Here is a 22,054-nt window from a genome sequence, read left to right on the forward strand (position 1 = left end):
TTCAGCCCCACCCCCGGCCCCTCCCCTGCGGGGAGGGGAGCCTGACGATTTAAGGCATATTTTGGCTTGTTTACAATATTATAGAGGCCTAGACAATGCTGCTTGCCCTAACTCCAAGCTGGCTTGGAGGATATAAAATTTGCGGTACAGGGCATCATCAGGCTTCCCTCCCTGCAGGGGAGGGGTCGGGGGTGGGGCTGTAGTTCAGATTCGGCATCAGCCAGCGCTCCAGCTCCGGCACGGGCATGCCTTTGCGGCGGGCAATATCGGCTACCTGGTCGGGCCCGATGCGGCCGAGGCCGAAGTAGCGGGCGTCGGGGTGGGCGTAGTACATGCCGCTGACGGAAGCGGCGGGGTACATGGCCAGGTTTTCGGTGAGGGTGATGCCCGACTTGCTTTCGGCCTCCAGCAGCTGGAACAGGGTGATTTTCTCGGTGTGGTCGGGGCAGCCGGGGTAGCCGGGCGCGGGGCGCACGCCGCGGTACTTCTCCTGAATGAGGTCGTCGCCGCTCAGCTGCTCGTCGGGCGCGTAGCCCCAGAACTCGCGGCGCACCCGCTCGTGCAGGCGCTCGGCGAAGGCTTCGGCCAGGCGGTCGGCCAGGGCCTTCACCATGATGCTGGAGTAGTCGTCGTGCTCGGCCTCAAACTGCTGCAGCAGGCGCTCGATGCCGATGCCGGCCGTCACGGCGAAGCCGCCGAGGTAGTCCGGGCGGCCGCTGTCCCTGGGCGCCAGGAAGTCGGAAAAAGCCAGGTTGGGGATGTTGGGGCCCTTCTCGCCCTGCTGGCGCAGGGTGAAAAACTCCGTGGTTACCTGCTGGCGCTGCTCGTCGGCATACACCTCAATGGTGTCGTGGTCGACGGTATTGGCCGGCCAGAAGCCCAGCACGGCGCGGGCCTGCAGCAGCTTTTCATCAATGATGCGTGCGAGCATGGCCTGGGCGTCGTCGAACAGCCGGCGGGCGGCTTCGCCCAGGTTCTCGTCTTCCAGAATGCGCGGGTAGCGTCCTTTCAGCTCCCAGGTGTGGAAGAAGGGCGTCCAGTCGATGTAGCGGGCCAGCTCGGCCAGGTCGTAGTCGTCCAGCACCCGGGTGCCCAGGAAGCTGGGGCGGGTGATGGGCACGGCGTCCCAGTCCGACTTAAACCCGTTGGCGCGGGCGGCTTCGATGCTGAGGTAGCGCTTGTCGCGCTGCCGGCCGGCGTAGTCGCTGCGCAGGGCGGCGTAGTCGTCGGCCACGGCCCGGGCGTAGGCCCCGGCGCCCGAGCCCAGCAGGCCCGCCGCCACGCCCACGCTGCGGGAGGCGTCGTTCACGTGCACCACGGGGCCGTCGTAGGCCGGCGCAATCTTCACGGCGGTGTGCAGGCGCGAGGTGGTGGCGCCGCCGATGAGCAGCGGGGTGGTCAGGCCGCGCTTTTTCATGGCCTGGGCCACGTACACCATCTCGTCGAGGCTGGGCGTAATCAGCCCGCTCAGGCCGATGATGTCGGCGCCCTGGGTTTGGGCTTCGTCCAGAATCTTATCCAGCGGCACCATCACGCCCAGGTCCACGATGTCGAAGTTGTTGCAGGCCAGCACCACGCCCACGATGTTCTTGCCGATGTCGTGCACGTCGCCTTTCACTGTGGCCAGCAGAATCTTGCCGGCCGTCTGCCGTTCCTGCCCGCGCTTGTCGGCCAGCAGGAAGGGCTCCAGATACGCCACGGCCTTCTTCATCACGCGGGCCGACTTCACCACCTGGGGCAGAAACATCTTGCCGGCTCCGAACAGGTCGCCCACCACGTTCATGCCGGCCATGAGCGGGCCCTCAATCACCTCCAGCGGGCGCCCTACCTGCTGGCGCACCTCCTCGGTGTCCTGCTCAATAAACTCGGTGATGCCGCGCACCAGCGAGTGCTGCAGGCGCTCGGCCACGGGCAGGCTGCGCCAGGCATCGGCCACCACTTCCACCTTGTCCTTCTGCTTCACGGTTTCCGCGAAGTCGATGAGGCGCTCGGTAGCGTCGTCGCGGCGGTCGAGCAGCACGTCTTCCACCAGCTCGAGCAGGTCTTTTGGTACTTCGTCGTACACCGCCAGCTGGCTGGGGTTCACGATGCCCATGTCGAGCCCCGCCCGGATGGCGTGGTAGAGGAAGGCCGAGTGCATGGCTTCGCGCACCACGTCGTTGCCGCGGAAGGCGAAGCTGATGTTGCTCACGCCCCCGCTGGTGAGGGCACCGGGCAGGTGGGCCTTAATCCAGCGCACGGCCTCAATAAAGTCGAGGGCGTAGCGGCGGTGCTCCTCCATGCCCGTGCCCACGGTCAGGATGTTGGGGTCGAAGATGATGTCCTCGGCCGGGAAGCCTACCTCATTCACCAGGATGTCGTAGCTGCGCTGGCAGATGGCAATGCGCCGTTCCAGGGTGTCGGCCTGGCCCTGCTCGTCGAAGGCCATCACCACCACGGCCGCGCCGTACTGCCGCACGGTGCGGGCCCGCGCCTTAAAGGCTTCCTCGCCCTCTTTCAGGGAGATGGAGTTGACGATGCTCTTGCCCTGCACGCACTTCAGGCCGGCTTCCAGCACACTCCACTTCGAGGAGTCTATCATCACCGGCACCCGGGCGATGTCGGGCTCGGAGGCAATGAGGTGCAGGAAGGTGGTCATCACCTGCTCCGAGTCCAGCATGCCCTCGTCCATGTTGATGTCGAGCACCTGGGCGCCCTCCTCCACCTGCTGCCGGGCCACGGCCAGGGCCTGCTCGTAGGCGCCGGTGCGCACGAGGCGGGCAAAGGCGCGGGAGCCGGTCACGTTGCAGCGCTCGCCCACGTTCACGAACAGGCTGCTGGGCGTGATGTTGAAGGGTTCGAGGCCGGCGAGGCGGGTAGCCCCACCCCCGACCCCTCCCCTGCGGGGGAGGGGAGCCGGTTCGGTACCACTGCCGTTGGGCTCCCCCTCCCCAACAGGGGAGGGGGTAGGGGGGTGGGGCTGGGGCTTATACTTCTCCGCCAGCTTGCTCAGCTCCGCAATATGCTGGGGTGTGGTGCCGCAGCAGCCGCCCACCACCGTCACCAGGCCGTCCCTGAGGTAGTCTTCCACCACGGCGGCAAATTCCTGGGCCGACTCGTCGTAGCCGCCGAAGGCATTGGGCAGGCCGGCGTTGGGGTAGGCCGAGATGTGCACGTCGGCGATGCGGGCCAGCTCTTCCACGTACTGTTTCAGCTGCTGGGCCCCCAGGGCGCAGTTGAGGCCCACGCTGAGCAGGGGCAGGTGACGGATGGAGTTCCAGAAGGCTTCCACCGTCTGCCCCGACAGGGTGCGGCCCGAGGCGTCGGTGATGGTGCCGGAAATCATCAGCGGCACCGGCCGGCCGCCCTCGTCGAAGAATTGCTGCACCGCAAACAGGGCGGCCTTGGCGTTCAGGGTGTCGAAGATGGTTTCGATGAGCAGGGCATCTACGCCGCCGTCTACCAGGCCGCGCACCTGCTCGTGGTAGGCGGTGGCCAGCTCGTCGAAGGTGACGGCGCGGAAGCCGGGCCGGTTCACGTCGGGCGAGAGCGAGGCCGTGCGGTTGGTGGGGCCGATGGCGCCGGCCACGAAGCGAGGCTTGTCGGGCGTGCTGTACTCGTCGGCTGCCTCACGGGCCAGGCGGGCCGACTCAAAGTTCAGCTCATACACAATGTGCTCCAGGCCATAGTCGGCCTGGGCGATGGTGGTGCCCGAGAAGGTATTGGTTTCCACCATGTCGGCCCCGGCAGCGAAGTACTCGGCGTGAATGCCCTTGATGATGTCGGGTCGGGTGAGACTCAGCAGGTCGTTGTTGCCGCGCAGGGGGCGGGGGTGGTCGGCAAAGCGGCTCCCGCGGAAGTCTTCCTCCGTGAGGGGGTGGCGCTGAATCATGGTGCCCATGGCGCCGTCGAGGATGAGCAGGCGCTGGCGCAGCAGCTCGGGCAGGCGGGCCGGGGCCGGCAGGGCGTGGGGCAGGGCGGTGGGGGAGGCGTGGGACATTTCTTTCGGGTCAGGTAACGGCGTAGGCGCGTGCATCCAGAAAGAAACCCGCGCGGCAAGGCACGGTTCCGGCTGTCATCTTCTTTCACCTAAGGGCTTGGTGAAATGGGAGTTGGCACCTACTCTCGATAGGTTGCCAAGACGTCGTCGGGCCCAGTCCCTCGGTCTTTCTGGATAGCAGCGACGGCGAAGATACGGCCGGGCTTGGGAAACATACTAGGGCGGGGCTCTCTTTGGCTAACTTGTGCCCTGCCCCGGCCCCAAAGCAAGGCCGCTCCGGCTGGCTGGCCAGCCGGGAGCATAATAGTATGAGCCTGCCTGCGTTGGCCTGAGTTCCAGCAATACTGGCGATGCAGGCTTTGAGTACTGTAAACCCTGGCGAGAGCGCCGCAACTTCGTTTCCTATCTTGTTCTTCATGGATACTCATGCTTTGAGCCGCATTCTGCCGGGGCTGTGCCTGCTGTGGCTGGGCCTGCTGCTGTCGTCATCTGCTGCTGCCCAGGTCCCGGCCTGGCGGCGGGTTGTCAACGTCGTCAGCCTGCAAGGGGCCGGGCCCAAGGGCCTGGCTACGGCCACGGATGGAGCCGGCAATGTTTACGTGACGGGGGGCTTTGAGGGAACCGTCCGCTTTGGCACAACCCAGCTGACAAGTGCGGGGGGCTCCGACGTATTCGTGGCCAAGTGGAGCAGCGCCACCGGCCGCTGGATATGGGCCTACGGGGGCGGCGGCACCGGCTTCGACACCGGCCACAGCATCGCGGTGAGCGGCAACAGTATTTACCTGACGGGCCAGATTGGCACCGGTACGCCAACGCAGGAGGCGCCCGAGGCAATGCAAGGGCTTTTCAGCCGCATCGTTTTGGCCGCTCCGGTAAACGTTAACTTTCAGGATGTGCTGGTGGCCAAGCTTACCGATGCGGGGCCGACGGCCCGGGTCAACTGGGCCTATGCGGCGGGCGGGCCCGGCCTCGACGTCGGCCGCAGCATCGCCATCGATGGCCCGAATGTGTACCTCACCGGCTCGGTGGAGGGCATTGCCACTTCCCCGCCATTTCGCTTTGGCCCGAACCGGATGCAGGGCCTTAGCCGGGCCAAACAATGGATTGGTACCAATGAGATGGATACTTTCATTGCCAAGTACGTCGATGCAGGGGATTCGGCCAAGGTCGGCTGGGTCATGCTACGGGGCAGTGAAGGGCCCGATGAGGGCCAGGGTATTGCCGTGAGCGGGGGCAATGTGTATGTTACCGGAGGAGAAGGGCGCAGAAACCCGGAGTTTCGCAAGAATAACCCACACGGCCCGGTGATGGCCGCGGCCGCTGGCCCGGAGAAAAGCCAGGACATGTTCCTGGTCAAGTACCTTGATGCGGGTGCCACCGCTACCGAGGCCTGGGCCAGGTACGGCGGTGGTACCTACGCCGATGCCGGGCAGGCACTGGCCGTGAGCGGCAGCAGCGTGTATGTAACGGGCTACGTTCAGAACGACTGGATTGCGCCTGCCGGCTCCATGCGGGTTCGCTTCGATGGCGTTACCCTCCGGGGCCTGAGCCCGGCGCCCAACCGGGAGGTGTTCGTGGCCAAGTACACCGACGCTGGCAGTACGGCAACGCTGGCCTGGGCCAAAAACATTGGCGTAGGACGAGGCAACAGCATTGCCGTCAGCGGAAACGCGCTGCTGGTAACCGGAGCCAAGGATGGGCAGCTCTTCGTTGCCAAGTACCTGGATGACGGCCCGGCCCCGCAGGAGGCCTGGACCATCACCGGCAGCGGCAGCGGGTTGCAGGGAGGAAGCAGCATCAGCCTGGCCGCTGGCAGAGCCTACATCACGGGCACGGCGGGCGCCAAAGCACAGCTTGGCGGCATCCTGCTAACCAATCAGCAGGGCACAATGAGCTTCCTGGCAGAAGCGGTTAATATCGAGTCAAACAAGCGCCCATGACGGTTCTGCCGCTACAAACCACTTGGTAAGTCCAGCGCTCGAGCCAAGCTGCGGGCTTGGGGCTGGTTGAGGCAGCTACAAGCGGGCCTGCCATGTGGCTATATCTCCCACGCCGGCCAGGCTGAGCCGGCCGGAAATACGCTTTCCCCGGCCGGCAGCTCCACAAAAGCATCGGCCCCGATGAGGCCGGCCAGGTCGCCGGAGCCGCCCGTAGGCCGGGGCGTGGCCAGGCGCCGGCCCTGGGCATCGACGTGCAGGCGCACCGGCAGCAGGTAGCTCAGCTGGGGCCTGAACACCACTTCTTCCGTGAGCAAGGCCAGGGGCGGCAGCGGCGGGGCCAGGCCCTGCTGGCAGGCCTGCAGCCAGGGCCGCACGTAGCGGCAGGCGGTCAGGAAGGTGGAAACCGGGTTGCCGGGCAGGCCGAACACCACCGGCCCGCCGGCTCGCGCCCCAAACCACAGCGGCTTGCCGGGGCGCTGGCTTACCTCGTGGAAGATTTCCTGCACGCCCAGTTCCTGCAGCAGGGCCGGCAGGTGGTCGGCGCGGCCCTTGCTCACGGCCCCGCTCAGCACCACGGCGTCGAAGCCGGCGGCTAGGATGTTGGTTAGTCCCGAGCGCAGGGAGCTCAGCTCATCGGTAAGGTGAAACAGCGAAACCTCGGCACCCGCCGGCTGCAGCAGGGCCTGCAGGGCGTAGGCGTTGGAGCGCCGAATCTGGTGGGGCAGGGGCGTGGCGTCAATTTCCACCAGCTCGTCGCCGGTGCTCACCACGGCCAGGCGGGCCCGGCGCTGCACCTGCACCTGGGCGGCACCCACCGTGGCGGCTACGGCCAGCTCGGCCGGGCCCAGGCGGGTGCCGGCGGGCAGCAGCAGCTCGCCCGCACGGCGGTCGGCAGCCCGGGGATGAATATGGGTGCCGGGCTTTTCGGGCGGCGGGATGAGGAGGGTGGCGCGGCCATCGGCCAGGCTTAAGTCTTCGTACCGCACCACGGTGTCGGTGCCGGGCGGCAGCACGGCGCCGGTCATCACCTCCCGGGCGGCCAGCGGGCTCTGCAGTGGAACCGAAGGCGCGCCGGCAAACTGGCTGCCTTCGATTGCAAACTCGGTCTGCCCGGCTGCCCAGGCGGCGTGGGCCAGGGCAATGCCATCCATGGCTACGCGGTGGAAGGGGGGGAAGTCGCGGTCGGCCACTAAATCCTGAGCGAGCAGGCGGCCAGCGGCGGCCGGCAGCGCCACGGTTTCGGGCGGCAGGGGCCGGGTGGTGGACAGCACGCGGGCATAGGCTTCAGCAACATTCAGCATGGTGTAAATAATTAATTAACAACGTATTGTCTGTTTGGTGCTCCTTTAGGAGAGTTAAAAGTGAAGAGTTAAAACTCACTTGACCTGCTTTTTAACTCTTCACTTTTAACTCAGTACACCAACCTGAAAGCGGCTCAGAAATAACGATTGAAACAGTAATAAGCGGGCCTTCGGGTGTGGACTAGCCAGCCAACGCCAGGGAAGGTAAGGGCGTAGCTTTGTTTGGAGGTAGCAAAGCAACTCCCGCCACGGCTCTTCACTTAGCTGGACTTATGGAAAACTTCACCCACGTAAACGCTGCCAACCAGCCCACCATGGTCGATGTGGGCGCTAAAGTGCCGACGCGCCGCCTGGCCCGGGCCCGCTGCCGCGTGGTGCTGGGCACCGAGCTGCTGGCCCGCGTGCAGGCCGGCGAGCTGCCCTCGCACAAGGGGCCCGTGATTCATACCGCGATTCTGGCGGGCATCTTGGGTGCCAAGCGCACCGCCGACCTGATTCCGCTGTGCCACCCGCTGGGGCTCGACGACTGCCGGGTGAGCATTGAGCCCGACGGGGCCGACGCCCTGCGCGTGGAGTGCACCGCCGTGGTGACGGGCCGCACCGGCGTGGAGATGGAAGCCCTGACCGGCGCCACCGTGGCCGCCCTCACGCTCTACGACATGTGCAAGGCCTTCTCGCACGACATCACCATCGAGCAGGTGCAGCTGGTGGAGAAAACCGGCGGCAAGCGCGACTTCCTGCGGCCCGAAACAACCTGACTTCCAGCTATGCCGACATCTGAAAACCAGTCCCCCAAACACCGCAAGCACGCCGCCCTGGCCCGGCCCGACCTGGGTGAGTTTGGCCGGCACGAGCTGGCCATTCTGGGGGCACCCTGCGGCGACATTCAAGCCCTGGTGGCGCGGCTGCTGCCCTTGCTGGCGCCGGCGCTGCGCGTGGCTTACGTTGATGCCGACCACGCGGCCGGCGACGCGGCTGCGGCCGCTACCCCCGCTGCCGCCCGCCCGGTGCCCCAGGTAGGGGCCGATGCGCTGGCAGCCGAGCTGGTAGATAAAATCACCTACCGCCAGCTCAACACCACGCGCGGCCTCGACCGCTTTGCCCAGACCGAGCTGCTGGCCCACGAAAGCCTGGTGCTGGTGAACGGCAACCACTTCCGCGCCCGGCAGCAGGTCGTCATTGTCGACCCGCGCAAGCCCCTGGATAAAAAGCTGGACCGCCTCACCGACGTGCGGCTGATTCTGCTGGCCGAAGGGCAAGCCGAGCTGCCGGCCGTGCTGACAGCGCACCTGGCCGCCGCGCCGCTGCCGCCCGTGCTGTCCCTGGCCGACACCGCCGGCATCGCGGCCTTTATCCGGCAGTGGTACGCGGCGGCCTTACCCGTGCTGAAAGGGCTGGTGCTGGCCGGCGGCCGCAGCGAGCGGATGCAAACCGACAAGGCCCGCCTGCGCTACCACGGCCTCGACCAGCGCGAGCACACGGCCGGCCTGCTGGCGCCCTACTGCGCGGAAGTGTACGTATCCTGCCGGCCCGACCAGGTAGAGGACGTGCCCGTGGGCCTTAAGGCCCTGCCCGATACCTTTCTGGGGCTGGGCCCGCTGGGTGGCCTGCTCTCGGCCCTGCAGCACGACCCCAACGCGGCCTGGCTGGTGCTGGCCTGCGACCTGCCTTTCCTCACCACTACCACACTGGATTATCTGGTGCAGCTGCGGCAGCCTGGCCGCCTCGCCACGGCCCTGCGCAGCCCCGTCAGCGACTTCCCCGAGCCGCTGGTCACCATCTGGGAGCCGCGCAGCTATGGGCAGCTGCTGCGCTTCCTGGGCCTGGGCTATTCCTGCCCCCGCAAGGCCCTGATTAACTCCGACATCGCTCTGCTTAGTGCGCCGGAGCCGGCCGAGCTGCGCAACGTGAATACCCCGGAAGAGCGGGCCGCGGCGGAGCAGGAGCTGGGCTGAGAAGCCGGATAAAAATCTGGCTGAATGTAAGCGTATTTGGTAATTTTTTCAGATGGAATAGTGTTCAGGATGGTGGGTTGGCACACTTTTCGGAAGTGCCAGCCTCAACAACCGTTTTCTAACCGCTTTTTTCATCATGAAAAAGACTGCAATTCTGGGGGCTGCGCTGCTGGCGTCGGCTGCCTTTTCTTCTGCTCAGGCCCAGGACGTGCGCTTTGGCCTGCGGGCCGGCGCCAACTACTCCAACCTGGCCGGCAACGTTCAGAACGAATCTACTTACAACAACAAAGCCGGCTTCCTGGGCGGCATTATGATTAACGTGCCGCTGGTGGACGACAACTTCCTGTCGGTGCAGCCGGAAATTCTGTACTCCCAGAAAGGCTTCGAAAACAAGCCTGTGGAATACAGCGGCCTGCTGGGCGGCAAGCAGGTCCGCGAAGGCCGCGTCAGCTACAACTACCTCGACGTGCCCGTGCTCTTTAAGGTGAACGCCGGCGGCTTCATTGCCGAGGCCGGGCCGCAGTATTCCTACCTGCTGAGCGCCAACAACGAAACCCGTACCACGACCACGCCCCCCCTGGGCGGGGCTCCAAGCACCACGGAAGCCCAGAACAAGCGCGATGTGAGCGGCCTCAACCGCAACGAGCTGGGCTACGTGGCCGGCGTGGGCTACCAGGCCGAGAACGGCCTGAGCCTGAACCTGCGCTACACCGGCGCCCTGAGCGACTTCGTGAAAAGCGACAACAGCACCTACTTCAACGGCGACCTCAAAAATGCCCGCCACTCGGCTTTCCAGCTCTCGCTGGGCTACCTGATTCCGAGCAAGTAAGCGCCGGTTGTGCCGGCGTCGCCTGCGCAAATAGCCTGACAAGCAAAAAGAACGTCATGCATAGCGAAAGCGAACCTTCTTGCCCGCGGCAGTAATCCTTTTCAAGTGGATTTACTCTCGTGGTAGAGATGCTTCGACAAGCTCAGCATGACGTTCTTTTTTAACTGTTAACTGCTAACTGTCCACTGCTAATTGACTCTACGGATGGGCCGCCACCCACTCCGTGCCATCCTCATATTCTTCCCGCTTCCAGATGGTAACCACCTGCTTGAGCGTGTCGATGATAAACTGGCAGGCGGCAAAGCTCTCGGCGCGGTGGGGCGTAGCTACGGCCACCACCACGGCTACATCGCCCAGCTCCAGCGTGCCCTTGCGGTGAACGACGGCGGCTTTTTCCAGCATGGGCCAGCGCTCGTAGGCCTGGGCCACAACGTGACTGAGCTGGCGCAGGGCCATGCTGTCGTACGACTCGTAGTGCAGCCGCCGCACGGCCCGCCCTCCCGACTGACGCCTGACCGTACCAATAAAGGAGTTTACGGCTCCCGCCGCATCGGTCTGCACCGCGGCCAGCGCCGCGGCAACGTCAATGGGCTGGTCGGTTATTTCTAAGTGAGGAGTCATTGGAATTTATGCCGCGAAGCTCTGCCTCGCCTTTGATTGAAGGGGTCATACTTTAAGAGCAAACGGCGCGGCCGGGCGCGAAGCCCAGCTTCACGCCCGGCCGCTCTACCCACCGGCTACCGGCGGAATCAGCGCGATTTCATCCACGGTGTGCAGGGCCTGCTCGTCGGAGGCATACTCGTTATTGACGGCTACGGCGCAGCTGCGCAGCTGGCCCAGGGCGGGGTACTGCCGGCGCATCTCAGCCAGCAGCTCGCCTACGGTGGTGGGGGCCGGGGCGGGCAGCTCGATGACGGACGTGCCCACGATGTCGCGGGTGATGCCGTAGAGGGCGATTTTTAAGGACATATCTTCGTTGGATTGTTGGGCGGACGCACAAAGGCCGCCGGGCTTGAACACCTTTTTGCCGGGGCGGGTTTAGCTCTACCCGGCAACTTGCGTAGTAAGCCGACAAATTTGCTGATAAACGTGCCCGCATCCTCTGTATCTACGCCACCGGCCTCCCCGCTTTACGACCAGCACGGCCGGCCGCTGGAATACCTGCGCCTGGCCGTGACGGACCGCTGCAACCTGCGCTGCTTTTACTGCATGCCGGAGCAAGGAATTCAATACATGCCGCGGCAGGAGCTGCTCAGCTACGAGGAGATGCTGCGCCTGTGCTCCCTGCTGGCTGGCCTGGGCGTGCGCAAGGTGCGCCTCACCGGGGGCGAGCCTTTTGTGCGCCGCGACCTCATGCCCTTTATCGAGCGCCTGGTGGAAGTGCCCGGCATTGCCGATGTGAGCCTGACCACCAACGGCGTGCTGACCCGGCCCCACGTGCCCGCGCTGGCCCGCCTGGGCATTCGCAGCGTCAACCTCAGCCTGGATACCCTGAACCGGGAGCGGTTTCACCGCATCACCCGGCGCGACGAGCTGCCGCAGGTGCTGGCCACGCTGCAAGCCCTGCTGGACGAGGGCATTCAGGTAAAAATCAACGCGGTGGTGATGGAAGGGCAGAACATTGAGGACCTGATTCCGCTGGCCGAGCTGAGCCGGGAGCTGCCGGTGGACGTGCGCTTTATCGAGGAGATGCCCTTCAACGGGGGCAGCCACGCGGCCACGCCGGCTTCTTTGCCCTGGCACCACCAGCGCATTCGCCAGCACCTGGAGCAGCACTTCGGCGCGCTCACGCCGCTGCCCCGGCCCGCCGGCGCCACGGCGGCCGACTACACCATTGCCGGGCACACGGGCAGCGTGGGCATTATCGCGGCCTACTCCCGCACCTTCTGCGGCAGCTGCAACCGCCTGCGCCTCACGCCCGAGGGCGGACTCAAAACCTGCCTCTACGACCAGGGCGTGCTCGATACCCGGGCCCTGCTGCGCGGCGGTGCCTCGGACGCCGATATCAGGGCCGCGCTGGCCCAGGCCTTCCGCAACCGGGCCAAGGACGGGTTTGAGGCCGAGCAGCAGCGCCCCCTGCACCAGCTTAGCTTCGAGAGCATGGCCACCATCGGTGGGTAGCGTGGGCTCTGCGAGTCGGTGCGGGTAGACGTTCAACTACGCGGACTCGCAGAGCCCACGCTACAGCTGCTGTCATGTTTACCTTTCGGCTCCCTTAAGCTCGCATCTGACTTGAAAGCCTTACTCATCATCCTCAGCATCGTCGTGGTGCTGTACGTGGCGGTGTGCGCCCTGCTCTACTTCAAGCAGGAAAGCCTGCTATTTTACCCTAGCCAGCTGCCGGCTGACTATCAGTTTCGCTTTCCCGGCCAGCACGAGGAGCGTTGGATTAAGGCGGAAGACGGGACGCGCCTGCACGGGCTGCTGTTTCGGGCCCCCAGCTCCAAGGGCCTGATATTCTACCTGCACGGCAACGGCGGTGCCGTGGATAGCTGGGGCGAAGTGGCCGAAACCTATACCCGGCTGCAGTACGACGTGTTTATCCTCGACTACCGGGGCTATGGCAAAAGCGAGGGGCAGATTACCAGCCAGGCCCAGCTCATGGCCGATGTGCAGGCGGCTTATGCCTCACTGCTGGGCGAGTACCCCGAAAGCCGGACCATTATTCTCGGTTACTCGGTGGGCACCGGGCCCGCTACCTGGCTGGCCGCCCGGCAGCAGCCGCGCCTGCTGATTCTGCAGGCGCCCTACTTCAGCATGCGCGACCTGGCTACCCGGCTCTACCCTTTTGTGCCGGGCTTCCTGGTGCGCTACCCCTTGCCCACCAACGAGCTTATCGGGCAGGTGAAGGCTCCCATTGTGCTGTTTCACGGCGACCGCGACGAGGTAATCTACTACGAGTCGTCGCTCAAGCTCAAGCCCCTGCTCAAGCCCACCGACAAGGTCATCATTCTGCCCCGCGCCGGCCACAACGGCATGAGCGACAACCCGCGCTACCTGCAGGAGCTGGTGAAGCTGCTGGAGTAGGGCCAGTGGCTAGCGCTGGAAACGTAATTTTTTTTCGATTCCACCGCCTGGTTTTTACCCCACCGAAAACGTTTGTAAACCTGGATTTGTGCGTCGCCCGGCGGCAAGTGCCTGGATGGCAGCCGCCCGGGCTGGCAACCTCTGGCCCCGCGCAGGCGTTTGGCTGACCTTGAATTTCCTTACTTATGAGGGCCGGCCGGGCGCCGGATATGCCCGCCCGCCCGGCGTTTTATTACTGCTATGCTAACTATTGCTTCAACGGAGGCTGCCACCCCGCCCGCCCCGCCGGTTTCCCGCACGGCGCACCGCCTCGCGGTGGGCACGCTGTTTTTTCTCATGGGCCTGTGCTTTGCCAGCTGGGCCGCCCGCATTCCCAGCATTCAGCAGCGCCTGGGTATTTCCGAGGCCGGGCTGGGCGGCCTGCTGCTGGCCATACCCGTCGGGCAACTGCTCACCTTGCCCGTGGCCGGCTGGCTGGTGGCCCGGCAGGGCAGCCGCGCGGTGCTGCTGGGCGGCGTAGCGCTGTATGCCGCCGCCCTGCTGGGCCTGGGCTGGGCCACGAATATTTACCAGCTGGTGCCCTGCCTGGTGCTGTTCGGCATCAGCGCCAACCTGGCCAACATCGCCGTGAACACCCAGGCCGTGGGCGTGGAGCGCCTTTACCCCGAGCACCCCGTAATGGGCTCCTTCCACGGGCTGTGGAGCCTGGCGGGCTTCGTAGCTGCGGCCCTGGGCACCTTCATGATTGGGCACAGCATTGCCCCGGGCTGGCACTTCCTGCTCATCACCCTGCTGATACTGGCCGGGCTGGCCGCCAGCGCCGGCTTCCTGCTGCGCGAAGACCACGGCGTCGACCCCAAGCAGCCGGTGTTTGTGAAGCCCGACAAGGCGCTGTTGGGCCTGGGCCTGATTGCCTTCTGCGCCCTCATCTGCGAAGGCGCCATGTTCGACTGGAGCGGCGTGTACTTCAAGAAAGTGGTGCAGGCCGACAAAAGCTGGGTAGGAGCGGGTTACACGGCCTTTATGTGCACCATGGCCCTGGGGCGCTTCGGCTCCGACTGGCTGGCGGGCAAGCTGGGCTCGCGGCGCGTGATTCAGCTCAGCGGGCTGCTCACGGCGGCGGGGCTGCTGCTGGCCGTGGCCTGGCCCACGCTGGGCACGGCGCTGCTGGGCTTTCTGCTGGTGGGCTTCGGCACCTCGTCGGTGGTGCCGCTGGTGTACAGCGCGGCGGGCAAGTCGGAGGTGATGTCGGCGGGCATGGCGCTGGCGGCGGTGTCTACCATCGGCTTCCTGGGTTTCCTGCTGGGGCCGCCGGTTATCGGCTTCGTGGCCGGGGCCAGCAGCCTGCGCGTGTCGTTCGTGCTGGTGGCGCTGATGGGGCTGTGCGTAACGGCAGTGGCGAGTAGGGTGAAGGTGTAGCCCCACCCCCCGGCTCCTTCTCCGCTTTATGCGCGGAATCCTGCGGGGGAGGGGGAGCCTGGCGGTACCTATCTCCCAGAATTGACTCAATCTCCCTATAGTGGCAGGGGAGCCTCAGGGGCATAGTAATCTAGTATAACATACTAACTGGCTAACTGGCTCCCCTCCCCCGCAGGGGAGGGGCCGGGGGTGGGGCTGGCAACCACTGCCCCCATCGGGTAGTAAACAGGGCATTCCTACCTTGCTGCTGTTCCGGCTCTCCACTTTCTGTTTTGACTGAACTTCTTACCCACCGCCAGAAGATGCTGACCTTGTTCGGCATCATGCTGGCCATGTTTCTTGGTTCCCTGGACCAAACCATTGTCTCGACGGCCCTGCCGCGCATCGTCGACGACCTGCACGGGCTCGACCGGTTTACCTGGGTAGCCACGGCCTACCTGGTGGCCAGCACGGCCCTGGTGCCCATCTACGGCAAGCTGGCCGACATGTACTCGCGGCGTAGCATTGAGGTGGCCGCGGTGAGCGTGTTTCTGGTGGGCTCCATGCTCTGCGGGCTGGCCGGGGAGTTTGGCCCGCTGCCGCTGCTGGGCGACGGCATGACGCAGCTCATCATCTTCCGGGCGGTGCAGGGGCTGGGCGGGGCCGGGCTGTTTGCCATGGCCTTCATCATCATTGCCGACCTGTTTCCGCCGGCCGAACGGGGGCGCTACCAGGGCTTTACGGGGGCTGTGTTCGGCACGTCCTCGGTGCTGGGGCCTTTCCTGGGCGGCTTTCTCACCGACCAGGGCACGGGCCTGATTCCCGGCGTGGAAGGCTGGCGGCTGGTGTTCTACGTGAACCTGCCGCTGGGCCTGCTGGCTTTGTGGTTTATCCTGACGCAGATGCCGCCCCTGCGCCCTTCGGCCGAGCCGCGGCGCCTCGACTACCTCTCGGCCCTGCTGCTGATGACCGGGCTGGTGCCGCTGGTGATGGCCCTGCAGCTCAACAAGGCCGTGTACGGCTGGGCCGACCCCTACACGCTTACCTTGCTGGGCGTGGCGCTGCTCTCGCTGGTGCTGTTTGTGCGCCGCAGCCTGCACCACGACAACCCCATTCTGGACTTTGGCCTGTTCCGCAACCAGGTGTTTCGCACGGCCAACGCGGCGCTGTTCCTACTGGGCGGGGCCTTTCTGGGCATCATCATCTTCGAGCCGCTGTTTATGGTGAATGTACTGGGGTTGAGTGCCACCAAAGCCGGGGTCAGCCTTATTCCGCTGTCGATGGGCGTGGTCGCGGGCTCTTTGCTGGCCGGGCAGATGGTGTCGCGCTTCGGCCACTACAAGCGCTGGATGCTGGCTGGCCTGCTGGTGCTGCTGGGTGGGCTGAGCCTGCTGGCCACCATGCCGGTGAACATTACCTACGGCCGGGTGCTGCTCTACCTGCTCATTTGCGGCATTGGGCTGGGGCCTACCATGCCGCTCTACACCCTGGCCATTCAGAATGCCATCGAGCCCCGGCTCATGGGGCAGGCTACCTCGGCCAGCCAGTTTTTCCGGCAGATTGGGGGTGCCATTGCAGCCTCCATCCTGGGCGCGGTGCTGTCCTTCACCCTGGCGGAAGGCATGCCCGTGAGTGCCGCGCCGGCGCCGCAGGGCGTGGTGAGCGAAGGGCCGGCCGTGCCCGCCGCGGCAGCCGGCGGGGCCCGCTCCCCGGTGATGCGGGCCGCGTTTTCCAAAGCCATTTCGCGGGTTTACCTCGTGAATATCTGCCTGGTCGTGGGCGGGCTCATCATGACGCTGTTCGTGCCCGAGCTGCCGCTGAAGAAAACCAACGCTGGGCCAGTGCCCGAGCCGGTGCCGGCAGCTGATTAACCGCTCTGAATCTGCTTCCTGCGCTTTTTAGAAGCTGTACTTTGAAAGCTGGCCTGTCGCGGCACAATAAAACTAAATCGTTCGACAGAAGTCCTTCAACAGAAGGGAGTTGTTCTCCCCAGCAGCTCCAGGCCCTTCCGGACCTCACCTCAGAAGGCGCATGGAAATTATTAATTGCTAATTATTAATTACTAATTAAAGTTTGCCCAGCCCCACCCAGCCGCGGCGCATGGCGTAGTGCAGGGCTGTGCCCACCACCAGCCCCACCAGGTAGCCGTAGGGCAGCCCCGCGCAGACCAATCCCACCAGCAGGGCCAGCAGCAGCTCGGGCCGCGTGCCGCTGATGTCGCGCAGCAGGGCGGCCAGCGTGAGGGCCTCGAACAGCAGCAGCACGCCCAGGATGGGCAGCGGAAAAATCTGCACCACCTGCTGAAAGCCCTGGCTGAAAAACAGGCCCAGCACCAGGAACAGCCCGCCGTAGAGCAGCACCGAGCCGCCGGTACGTGCCCCGAATGCGTAATGCCCGACCATGCCGCCCGAGCCGTGGCACACCGGGAAGCCGCCCAGGAAAGGATTCACCAGGTTCATCAGGGCGTAGGTGAAGCTGATTTGGCGCACCGTGAGGCCGCGCTCGGGGAAGTAGTCCTGGGCAATCTGCCGGGTCGCCAGCACGGAGTTGCCCAGCGACAGCGGAATCTGGGGCAGCGCCAGCAGCAGGGCGCCGGTGAGGATGTCGGCAGTCTGGGGCAGGTGGCCCTGGGGCAGGCGCAGGGCCAGGGCCCGGTGGGCAGTGGCCAGGTCCAGCTTGAATACCAGCGCATAAACTGCGCCCAGGGTGATGACCAGCAAGGCCGCCGGCCAGCGCCGGTTGCCGAGCAGCACCACTGTAATGAGGAAGGCGGCGGCAGCCAGGGCATAGCCGGGCAGGCCGTCGGCGGGCACGTACTCTTTCAGGGCCAGGGTGGTGAGCTGCAGGGCCAGCCCAAACTGAATGCCGCGCACCACGGCCTTGGGCACCAGCCGCGCCAGGGCATCAATCAGCCCGGTAACCGACAGCACGAACATGCTTACTCCAATGGCCAGTCCGCCCCCGTAAATGACGCGGCCCGGCAGCTTCTGGGCAATAACCAGGGCCGCAAACGCCTTCAGGGGCTGCACCGGCATGGGCAGCCGGTACCACAGCCCCGAAAACACCTGCATCAGCCCAAACAGAATAAGCACGCTGGCGCTGTCCACGCCCGAGGCCGCGATGATGCCGATGAGCAGGGGCAGGTCGGTGCCCAGGTCGCCGAAGGCCCCGGCCAGTTCGTTGCGGTCGAAGCGCAGGGGCGGGCGGGTAGTTGGGGCAGGCTTAGCGGTGAGAGAGGACATAGAAATCAGTTGTCAGTTGTTCGTTGTCAGTTGTCAGTTTGTTCTATTGTCTGCCTTATCAAGAACAACCTGACAACTGACAACGAACAACTGACAACTAAATAGCCAGCCACGCTTCATAGCCGCCGGCCAGCTCCTGCACCCCGGCCCGGCCCAGCTCTTCGCGCAGCAGGGCCGCGGCCCGGGCACTGCGGCCCCCGCGCTGGCAGTACACCACCAGCGGGCCCTCAGGGAGCTCAGTGGCCCGGTTTGGCAGCTCGCTCAGCGGCAGCAGGAGGGCGCCCGGCAGGTGGCCCGCCGCGTACTCGGCCGGCTCGCGCACGTCGAGCAGCAGGGGTGCATGGGGGCCGGCCAGCATTTCGCGCAGGCTCCCGGGTGAGAGCCGCGCCGGGGCAGCGTGGCACAGCTCGGCGTAGTCAGCTTTATTGGCGGTGTCGAGGGTGATGGCCGCCTGCTCCTCGCGCCGCCGGAACTTCAGCGTGCGGCTCTGAAAGCTGAGCGTATCCAGCACCCAGAGCCGCCCGCTGAGCACCTCGCCAATGCCCAGCAGCACCTTAAGCGCCTCGGTGGCCTGCACGCAGCCAATGAGGCCAGGCAGCACGCCCAGCACGCCGGTGGCGTTGCAGTCGGGCGCCTCGTCGGGGCCGGGCGGCGTAGGAAAAAGGCAGCGGTAAGTAGGCCCGCCCTGGTAGTTGAACACCGACACCTGCCCCTCAAACCGGTAGATGGCCCCGGACACCAGGGGCTTGTCGAACAGTGCGCAGGCGTCGTTGAGCAGGTAGCGGGTGGGGAAGTTGTCGGAGCCGTCAATCACCAGGTCGTAGGCCGGCACCAGGGCGCGCACAGTGTGCAGGTCGGCTCGAACGGCGTGTACCTCGCAACTCACCAGTGGGTTGAGGCGGGCCAGGGCGTGGGCAGCACACGCGGCCTTGGGCTGGCCCACGTCGTCCGGCCCATACAGAATCTGGCGCTGCAGGTTGCTCAGGGCCACAGTATCGGCATCGACGATGCCCAGCGTGCCCACGCCGGCGGCGGCCAGGTACTGCAGAATGGGGCAGCCCAGGCCGCCAGCACCCACCACCAGCACCCGGGCCGCGCGCAGCTTTTCCTGGCCGGCCACGCCCACTTCGGGCAGCTGCAGGTGGCGCAGGTAGCGTTGGCTTTCGGTGGGGGAGAGGGGCATGTTGGAAGGGAGTTATGAGTTATGAGTTATGAGTTGCGCTGGACTCCCTTTCTGGCGCTGTTTCGGAGTACAGCTCCGAAAGAGCAAAAGCAAGCGAGCAGGAGGGTGGCTACTTCCTCTTCTTTTCCAGCAGCCGGGCCACTTCGCTGGCCTGCTCGGCGGCGTCGCCCAGGTACTCGCCGGCGGTGTAGTCCTCGTCGTTTGCTTTCACGAAGCGCAGGGGCGTCAGGCACTTGCCCAGGGCATCGGCGGCCATGTCGTGGTCGAGGGCGCCTTCGCTGTGGGCCAGGAAGATGGTAGCCACGCCGTTGCCGATAAAGTTGGTGATGGAGCGGGCCTCCGACATAAACCTATCCACGCCCAGCAGCAAAGCCAGTCCTTCCACGGGAATGACTTTCATGGCGGTGAGCGTGCTGGCCAGCACCACGAAGCCGCTGCCCGCCACGCCGGCCGCCCCCTTGCTGGTCACCATCAGAATGCCCATCATGGTCAGCAGCTGGCCCGCCGAGAGGTCGACGTGGAACACCTGGGCCAGGAACAGGGTAGCCAGCGACAGGTAGATGGTAGTGCCGTCGAGGTTGAAGGAGTAGCCCGTGGGCACCACCAGCCCCACCACCGGCTGGGCGCAGCCCATGCGCTCGAGCTTCTCCATCAGTCCCGGCAGCCCGGCTTCGGACGAAGAAGTGCCCAGCACAATGAGCAGCTCGGCCCGGATGTATTTCAGAAACGACCACATGCCGATGCGGCAGTAGCGCAGCAGCGCCCCCAGGATGACGAAGATGAACAGGGCCATGGTCAGGTACACCGTCACCATGAGCTTGCCCAGGGGCAGCAGCGTGGCAATGCCGTACTTGCCGATGGTGAAGGCCATGCCCCCGAAGGCGCCGATGGGCGCCAGCAGCATCACCAGGTGCAGCCCCCGGAACACGTACTTCGACGCCTCCTTCAGGAAGTGGATGATGGGCTTGCGGCCGGCGTACTTGCTAAGGACGATGCCCAGCACAATAGCCACCAGCAGCACCTGCAGGGTAAGGTTGTCGGCCAGGAAGTGGGCCCAGGAAAACTCCACGGCCCGCTGGGTGTACTCGCCCACCTTGGCGGTATTGAGCCGGCCGGTGGCTACGCCCGCCCCGGGCTTCACCACTGCTGCCACCACCACGCCAATGAGCAGGGCCAGCGTGGTTACCACCTCAAAATACAGCAGGGCCTTGCCGCCGATGCGGCCTACCTTTTTCAGGTCGCCCATGGTGCTGATGCCCAAGGTAATGGTAAGAAAGATAATGGGGTTGATAAACAGCTTCACCACGTCGATGAAGCCCTTGCCCAGAAACTCCATCTGCACGGCGGCGGCGGGCTCGAAGTGGCCCAGCAGGGCCCCGGCGATAATGGCCAGCAGCACGGCGGGGGTGAGGAAGCGGGTCAGCGTTTGTAGTATCATAGGGCAGATGAGCTGTTGGGAGAAACAGGGAAGCTTGCGGACTCAAAGCTACCGCCGTGGCCCCGGTAACTTGTGCGCCGTAAAGCAGCGTGCCTGCCTGGGGGTAAGTAATCAGGCTAAGGCTAAGCAGGACCTTTGCTTGCTGCTTTGGCCGCCCGCTACCTTTTCACTTTCCGCTTTTTGCCTATGCACTCTTTCAGTCTGCTGCCCGCCGCCAGCTACGAGTACGCCCACATTCAGAAGGTGAGCGGTGACGGGCCGCCCGTGCCGGCCACCGACCTGCTCGCAGCCGAGGAGCCGCTGGAAATCCGCCTGGGCTTTGGCCCGGAAGACCAGCGCCAGCACCGCAGCCTGGCCATAACCATGCGCACCCCCGGCCACGACGAGGAGCTGGCCGCCGGCTTCCTGCTCAGCGAAGGCATTATCCGCAGCAAAGCCGACCTGCTGGGCATCCGGCCCTGCCCCGATGTGACGAAGCCCGAAGAAGCCGGCAACGTGGTGCGGGCTGAGCTGGCTGCCCACGTCGCAATTGACTTCGACAGCCTGGCGCGCCACTTCTACACCAGCTCCAGCTGCGGGGTCTGCGGCAAAACCAGCATTGCCGCCGTGCAGGGCGCTGCCTGCCCGGCGCTGCCCCGCACCGGCCCCCACCTGGCTTATGAGGTGGTGCACCAGCTGCCCGACAAGCTGCGGGCCGCTCAGGCCGGCTTCGAGCAAACCGGTGGGCAGCACGCCGCCGCCCTGTTCACCCCAGCCGGCGAGCTGCTGCTGCTGCGCGAAGATGTGGGCCGCCACAATGCCCTCGACAAGCTCATTGGCGCGGCGCTGCTGGCCGAGTGGCTGCCCCTGCACCAGCATGTTCTGCTGGTAAGCGGCCGGGCCTCTTTCGAGCTGGTCCAGAAGGCCGCCGCCGCGGGTATTGCCGTGCTGGCGGCCGTGGGTGCTCCCAGCAGCCTGGCCGTGCAGGCCGCCGAAACCTTTGGCCTTACCGTATTAGGCTTTGTGCGGCACGGGCGCTACAACATCTACAGCCACCCGTGGCGGGTTCAATGAGTGAATGAGTGAATGGGCGAATGATGTTCAATCTTCTCCTTTGCTTGCCTGGTTTCCATTCTTCATTATTCCTCAATCAGCCATTCACGCCTGTGCTTATTGCCGCGCATTCACTCATCCAGCCATTTACCCATTCACTCATTGATAAATGAAGCTCCGTATCGAAAACGACTCCCTGCGCCTGCGCCTCTCCGAAGCTGAAGTGCGCGAATTTGCCGAAACCGGCCGCGTAGCGACCACCGTGCACTTTGGCAACGCCCCCGAGCAACAGCTGACCTACGTGCTGGAGCACGGCTCGGAACCAGCCGAAACCCTGCCCATGGCAACGCCGGTGCAGGTACACTATGAGCCCGGCTCCCTCACCGTGCTGGTGCCCTTTGCCCAGGCCCGCACCTGGGTGCAAAGCAGCGACGTAAGCTTCTCGCACGACATGCCCCTGACCGAAGGAAAGCACCTGCGTATTCTGGTGGAGAAAGACCTGGACTGCCGCCACTAGCGGAGTGAGCCGCATCGGTGCTTATCTCCCCTGCCTCCCCTGCCATTCGCGCTGAGGGGCCTGCATAAGTTCATTAAAAGGGAAGGTTGAGGGTGCCTGGATGCACCTTTACTTCCCCTCAACCTTCCCCTTAGAGCGGTTTCGGGGTTAGTGTACATGATTCAGCCTTACCTTCGGGCATGAAAGCGTATTCACAAGATTTGCGGGAACGAG

The 22,054-nt window shown here is 65.0% G+C and carries 17 protein-coding genes and 1 riboswitch; of the genes, 10 read left to right on the forward strand and 7 right to left on the reverse strand.

From position 1 onward, the window contains the following. Positions 1 to 157: 157 nt before the first annotated feature. Positions 158 to 3,979: a methionine synthase gene (gene metH, locus ABD919_RS07155; protein ID WP_345235158.1), complete on the reverse strand. Its 3,822-nt coding sequence runs from the start codon at positions 3,977 to 3,979 to the stop codon at positions 158 to 160. Between the two features lie 72 nt (positions 3,980 to 4,051). Beyond that, positions 4,052 to 4,160, reverse strand: a riboswitch (SAM riboswitch). Positions 4,161 to 4,395: 235 nt separating this feature from the next. On the opposite strand from metH, the gene ABD919_RS07160 reads away from it, so the two are divergent. Next, positions 4,396 to 5,919 (forward strand): hypothetical protein, encoded by a 1,524-nt coding sequence (locus ABD919_RS07160; protein ID WP_345235160.1) that lies wholly within the window; start codon positions 4,396 to 4,398, stop codon positions 5,917 to 5,919. A gap of 98 nt (positions 5,920 to 6,017) precedes the next feature. On the opposite strand, the gene ABD919_RS07165 is transcribed toward ABD919_RS07160, so the two are convergent. Next, positions 6,018 to 7,220, reverse strand: a complete 1,203-nt coding sequence (locus tag ABD919_RS07165; RefSeq protein WP_345235162.1) for a molybdopterin molybdotransferase MoeA — start codon at positions 7,218 to 7,220, stop codon at positions 6,018 to 6,020. Between the two features lie 272 nt (positions 7,221 to 7,492). Here ABD919_RS07165 and moaC point away from each other — a divergent pair, with 272 nt between their 5' ends. The 3 genes from moaC (at position 7,493) to ABD919_RS07180 (ending at position 10,004) form a co-directional block, all read left to right on the forward strand. Beyond that, positions 7,493 to 7,978: a cyclic pyranopterin monophosphate synthase MoaC gene (gene moaC / locus ABD919_RS07170; RefSeq protein WP_345235164.1), complete on the forward strand. Its 486-nt coding sequence runs from the start codon at positions 7,493 to 7,495 to the stop codon at positions 7,976 to 7,978. Positions 7,979 to 7,987: 9 nt separating this feature from the next. Further along, the gene (locus ABD919_RS07175) at positions 7,988 to 9,175 is read left to right on the forward strand and encodes an NTP transferase domain-containing protein (RefSeq protein WP_345235166.1); all 1,188 of its coding nucleotides are present in this window, start codon (positions 7,988 to 7,990) and stop codon (positions 9,173 to 9,175) included. Positions 9,176 to 9,311: 136 nt separating this feature from the next. Continuing rightward, positions 9,312 to 10,004: a porin family protein gene (locus ABD919_RS07180; protein ID WP_345235168.1), complete on the forward strand. Its 693-nt coding sequence runs from the start codon at positions 9,312 to 9,314 to the stop codon at positions 10,002 to 10,004. Between the two features lie 198 nt (positions 10,005 to 10,202). Here the strand turns inward: ABD919_RS07180 and ABD919_RS07185 are convergent, their stop codons facing one another. Beyond that, positions 10,203 to 10,625, reverse strand: coding sequence for a molybdenum cofactor biosynthesis protein MoaE (locus ABD919_RS07185; RefSeq protein ID WP_345235170.1), 423 nt, complete (start codon positions 10,623 to 10,625; stop codon positions 10,203 to 10,205). A 105-nt stretch (positions 10,626 to 10,730) separates the two neighbouring features. Continuing rightward, positions 10,731 to 10,973 carry a MoaD/ThiS family protein gene (locus tag ABD919_RS07190; RefSeq protein ID WP_345235172.1) on the reverse strand — a complete coding sequence of 81 codons (243 nt, stop codon included), beginning with the start codon at positions 10,971 to 10,973 and terminating at the stop codon, positions 10,731 to 10,733. Positions 10,974 to 11,093: 120 nt separating this feature from the next. Here ABD919_RS07190 and moaA point away from each other — a divergent pair, with 120 nt between their 5' ends. The 4 genes from moaA (at position 11,094) to ABD919_RS07210 (ending at position 16,300) form a co-directional block, all read left to right on the forward strand. Next, a complete protein-coding gene (gene moaA / locus ABD919_RS07195; protein WP_345235174.1) occupies positions 11,094 to 12,125 on the forward strand; it encodes a GTP 3',8-cyclase MoaA in 1,032 nt (343 codons plus the stop codon). 111 nt (positions 12,126 to 12,236) lie between these two features. Then, positions 12,237 to 13,031, forward strand: a complete 795-nt coding sequence (locus tag ABD919_RS07200) for an alpha/beta hydrolase (RefSeq protein ID WP_345235176.1) — start codon at positions 12,237 to 12,239, stop codon at positions 13,029 to 13,031. Between the two features lie 240 nt (positions 13,032 to 13,271). Next, on the forward strand, positions 13,272 to 14,450 hold the full coding sequence (locus tag ABD919_RS07205) for an MFS transporter (RefSeq protein WP_345235178.1): 1,179 nt from the start codon (positions 13,272 to 13,274) through the stop codon (positions 14,448 to 14,450). 272 nt (positions 14,451 to 14,722) lie between these two features. Further along, entirely contained in the window at positions 14,723 to 16,300 is a 1,578-nt protein-coding gene (locus tag ABD919_RS07210; protein ID WP_345235180.1) for an MDR family MFS transporter, read from the forward strand. A gap of 195 nt (positions 16,301 to 16,495) precedes the next feature. Here ABD919_RS07210 and ABD919_RS07215 read toward each other — a convergent pair whose 3' ends face one another. The 3 genes from ABD919_RS07215 to ABD919_RS07225 all read right to left on the reverse strand — a co-directional run bounded on the left by ABD919_RS07215 (position 16,496) and on the right by ABD919_RS07225 (position 20,292). Continuing rightward, positions 16,496 to 17,671 carry a putative sulfate/molybdate transporter gene (locus tag ABD919_RS07215; protein ID WP_345235182.1) on the reverse strand — a complete coding sequence of 392 codons (1,176 nt, stop codon included), beginning with the start codon at positions 17,669 to 17,671 and terminating at the stop codon, positions 16,496 to 16,498. A gap of 97 nt (positions 17,672 to 17,768) precedes the next feature. Further along, positions 17,769 to 18,854, reverse strand: coding sequence for a molybdopterin-synthase adenylyltransferase MoeB (gene moeB / locus ABD919_RS07220; protein WP_345235184.1), 1,086 nt, complete (start codon positions 18,852 to 18,854; stop codon positions 17,769 to 17,771). Between the two features lie 109 nt (positions 18,855 to 18,963). Beyond that, entirely contained in the window at positions 18,964 to 20,292 is a 1,329-nt protein-coding gene (locus tag ABD919_RS07225; protein ID WP_345235185.1) for a cation:dicarboxylate symporter family transporter, read from the reverse strand. 186 nt (positions 20,293 to 20,478) lie between these two features. On the opposite strand from ABD919_RS07225, the gene fdhD reads away from it, so the two are divergent. Together fdhD and ABD919_RS07235 are read left to right on the forward strand one after the other, a co-directional pair. After that, positions 20,479 to 21,345: a formate dehydrogenase accessory sulfurtransferase FdhD gene (gene fdhD, locus ABD919_RS07230; RefSeq protein WP_345235187.1), complete on the forward strand. Its 867-nt coding sequence runs from the start codon at positions 20,479 to 20,481 to the stop codon at positions 21,343 to 21,345. Positions 21,346 to 21,493: 148 nt separating this feature from the next. Continuing rightward, positions 21,494 to 21,841, forward strand: a complete 348-nt coding sequence (locus tag ABD919_RS07235; protein ID WP_345235189.1) for a DUF7009 family protein — start codon at positions 21,494 to 21,496, stop codon at positions 21,839 to 21,841. The last annotated feature ends 213 nt before the right edge of the window (positions 21,842 to 22,054 follow it).

The organism is Hymenobacter saemangeumensis, assembly GCF_039541835.1.
Classification (GTDB): Bacteria; Bacteroidota; Bacteroidia; order Cytophagales; family Hymenobacteraceae; genus Hymenobacter; species Hymenobacter saemangeumensis.

Excerpts from the sequence above, each read along its gene's own strand:
- metH (WP_345235158.1), bottom strand. The coding sequence starts at position 3,979 with ATGTCCCACGCCTCCCCCACCGCCCTGCCCCACGCCCTGCCGGCCCCG.
- ABD919_RS07160 (WP_345235160.1), top strand. The coding sequence starts at position 4,396 with ATGGATACTCATGCTTTGAGCCGCATTCTGCCGGGGCTGTGCCTGCTG.
- ABD919_RS07165 (WP_345235162.1), bottom strand. The coding sequence starts at position 7,220 with ATGCTGAATGTTGCTGAAGCCTATGCCCGCGTGCTGTCCACCACCCGG.
- moaC (WP_345235164.1), top strand. The coding sequence starts at position 7,493 with ATGGAAAACTTCACCCACGTAAACGCTGCCAACCAGCCCACCATGGTC.
- ABD919_RS07175 (WP_345235166.1), top strand. The coding sequence starts at position 7,988 with ATGCCGACATCTGAAAACCAGTCCCCCAAACACCGCAAGCACGCCGCC.
- ABD919_RS07180 (WP_345235168.1), top strand. The coding sequence starts at position 9,312 with ATGAAAAAGACTGCAATTCTGGGGGCTGCGCTGCTGGCGTCGGCTGCC.
- ABD919_RS07185 (WP_345235170.1), bottom strand. The coding sequence starts at position 10,625 with ATGACTCCTCACTTAGAAATAACCGACCAGCCCATTGACGTTGCCGCG.
- ABD919_RS07190 (WP_345235172.1), bottom strand. The coding sequence starts at position 10,973 with ATGTCCTTAAAAATCGCCCTCTACGGCATCACCCGCGACATCGTGGGC.
- ABD919_RS07205 (WP_345235178.1), top strand. The coding sequence starts at position 13,272 with ATGCTAACTATTGCTTCAACGGAGGCTGCCACCCCGCCCGCCCCGCCG.
- ABD919_RS07215 (WP_345235182.1), bottom strand. The coding sequence starts at position 17,671 with ATGTCCTCTCTCACCGCTAAGCCTGCCCCAACTACCCGCCCGCCCCTG.
- moeB (WP_345235184.1), bottom strand. The coding sequence starts at position 18,854 with ATGCCCCTCTCCCCCACCGAAAGCCAACGCTACCTGCGCCACCTGCAG.
- ABD919_RS07225 (WP_345235185.1), bottom strand. The coding sequence starts at position 20,292 with ATGATACTACAAACGCTGACCCGCTTCCTCACCCCCGCCGTGCTGCTG.
- fdhD (WP_345235187.1), top strand. The coding sequence starts at position 20,479 with ATGCACTCTTTCAGTCTGCTGCCCGCCGCCAGCTACGAGTACGCCCAC.
- ABD919_RS07235 (WP_345235189.1), top strand. The coding sequence starts at position 21,494 with ATGAAGCTCCGTATCGAAAACGACTCCCTGCGCCTGCGCCTCTCCGAA.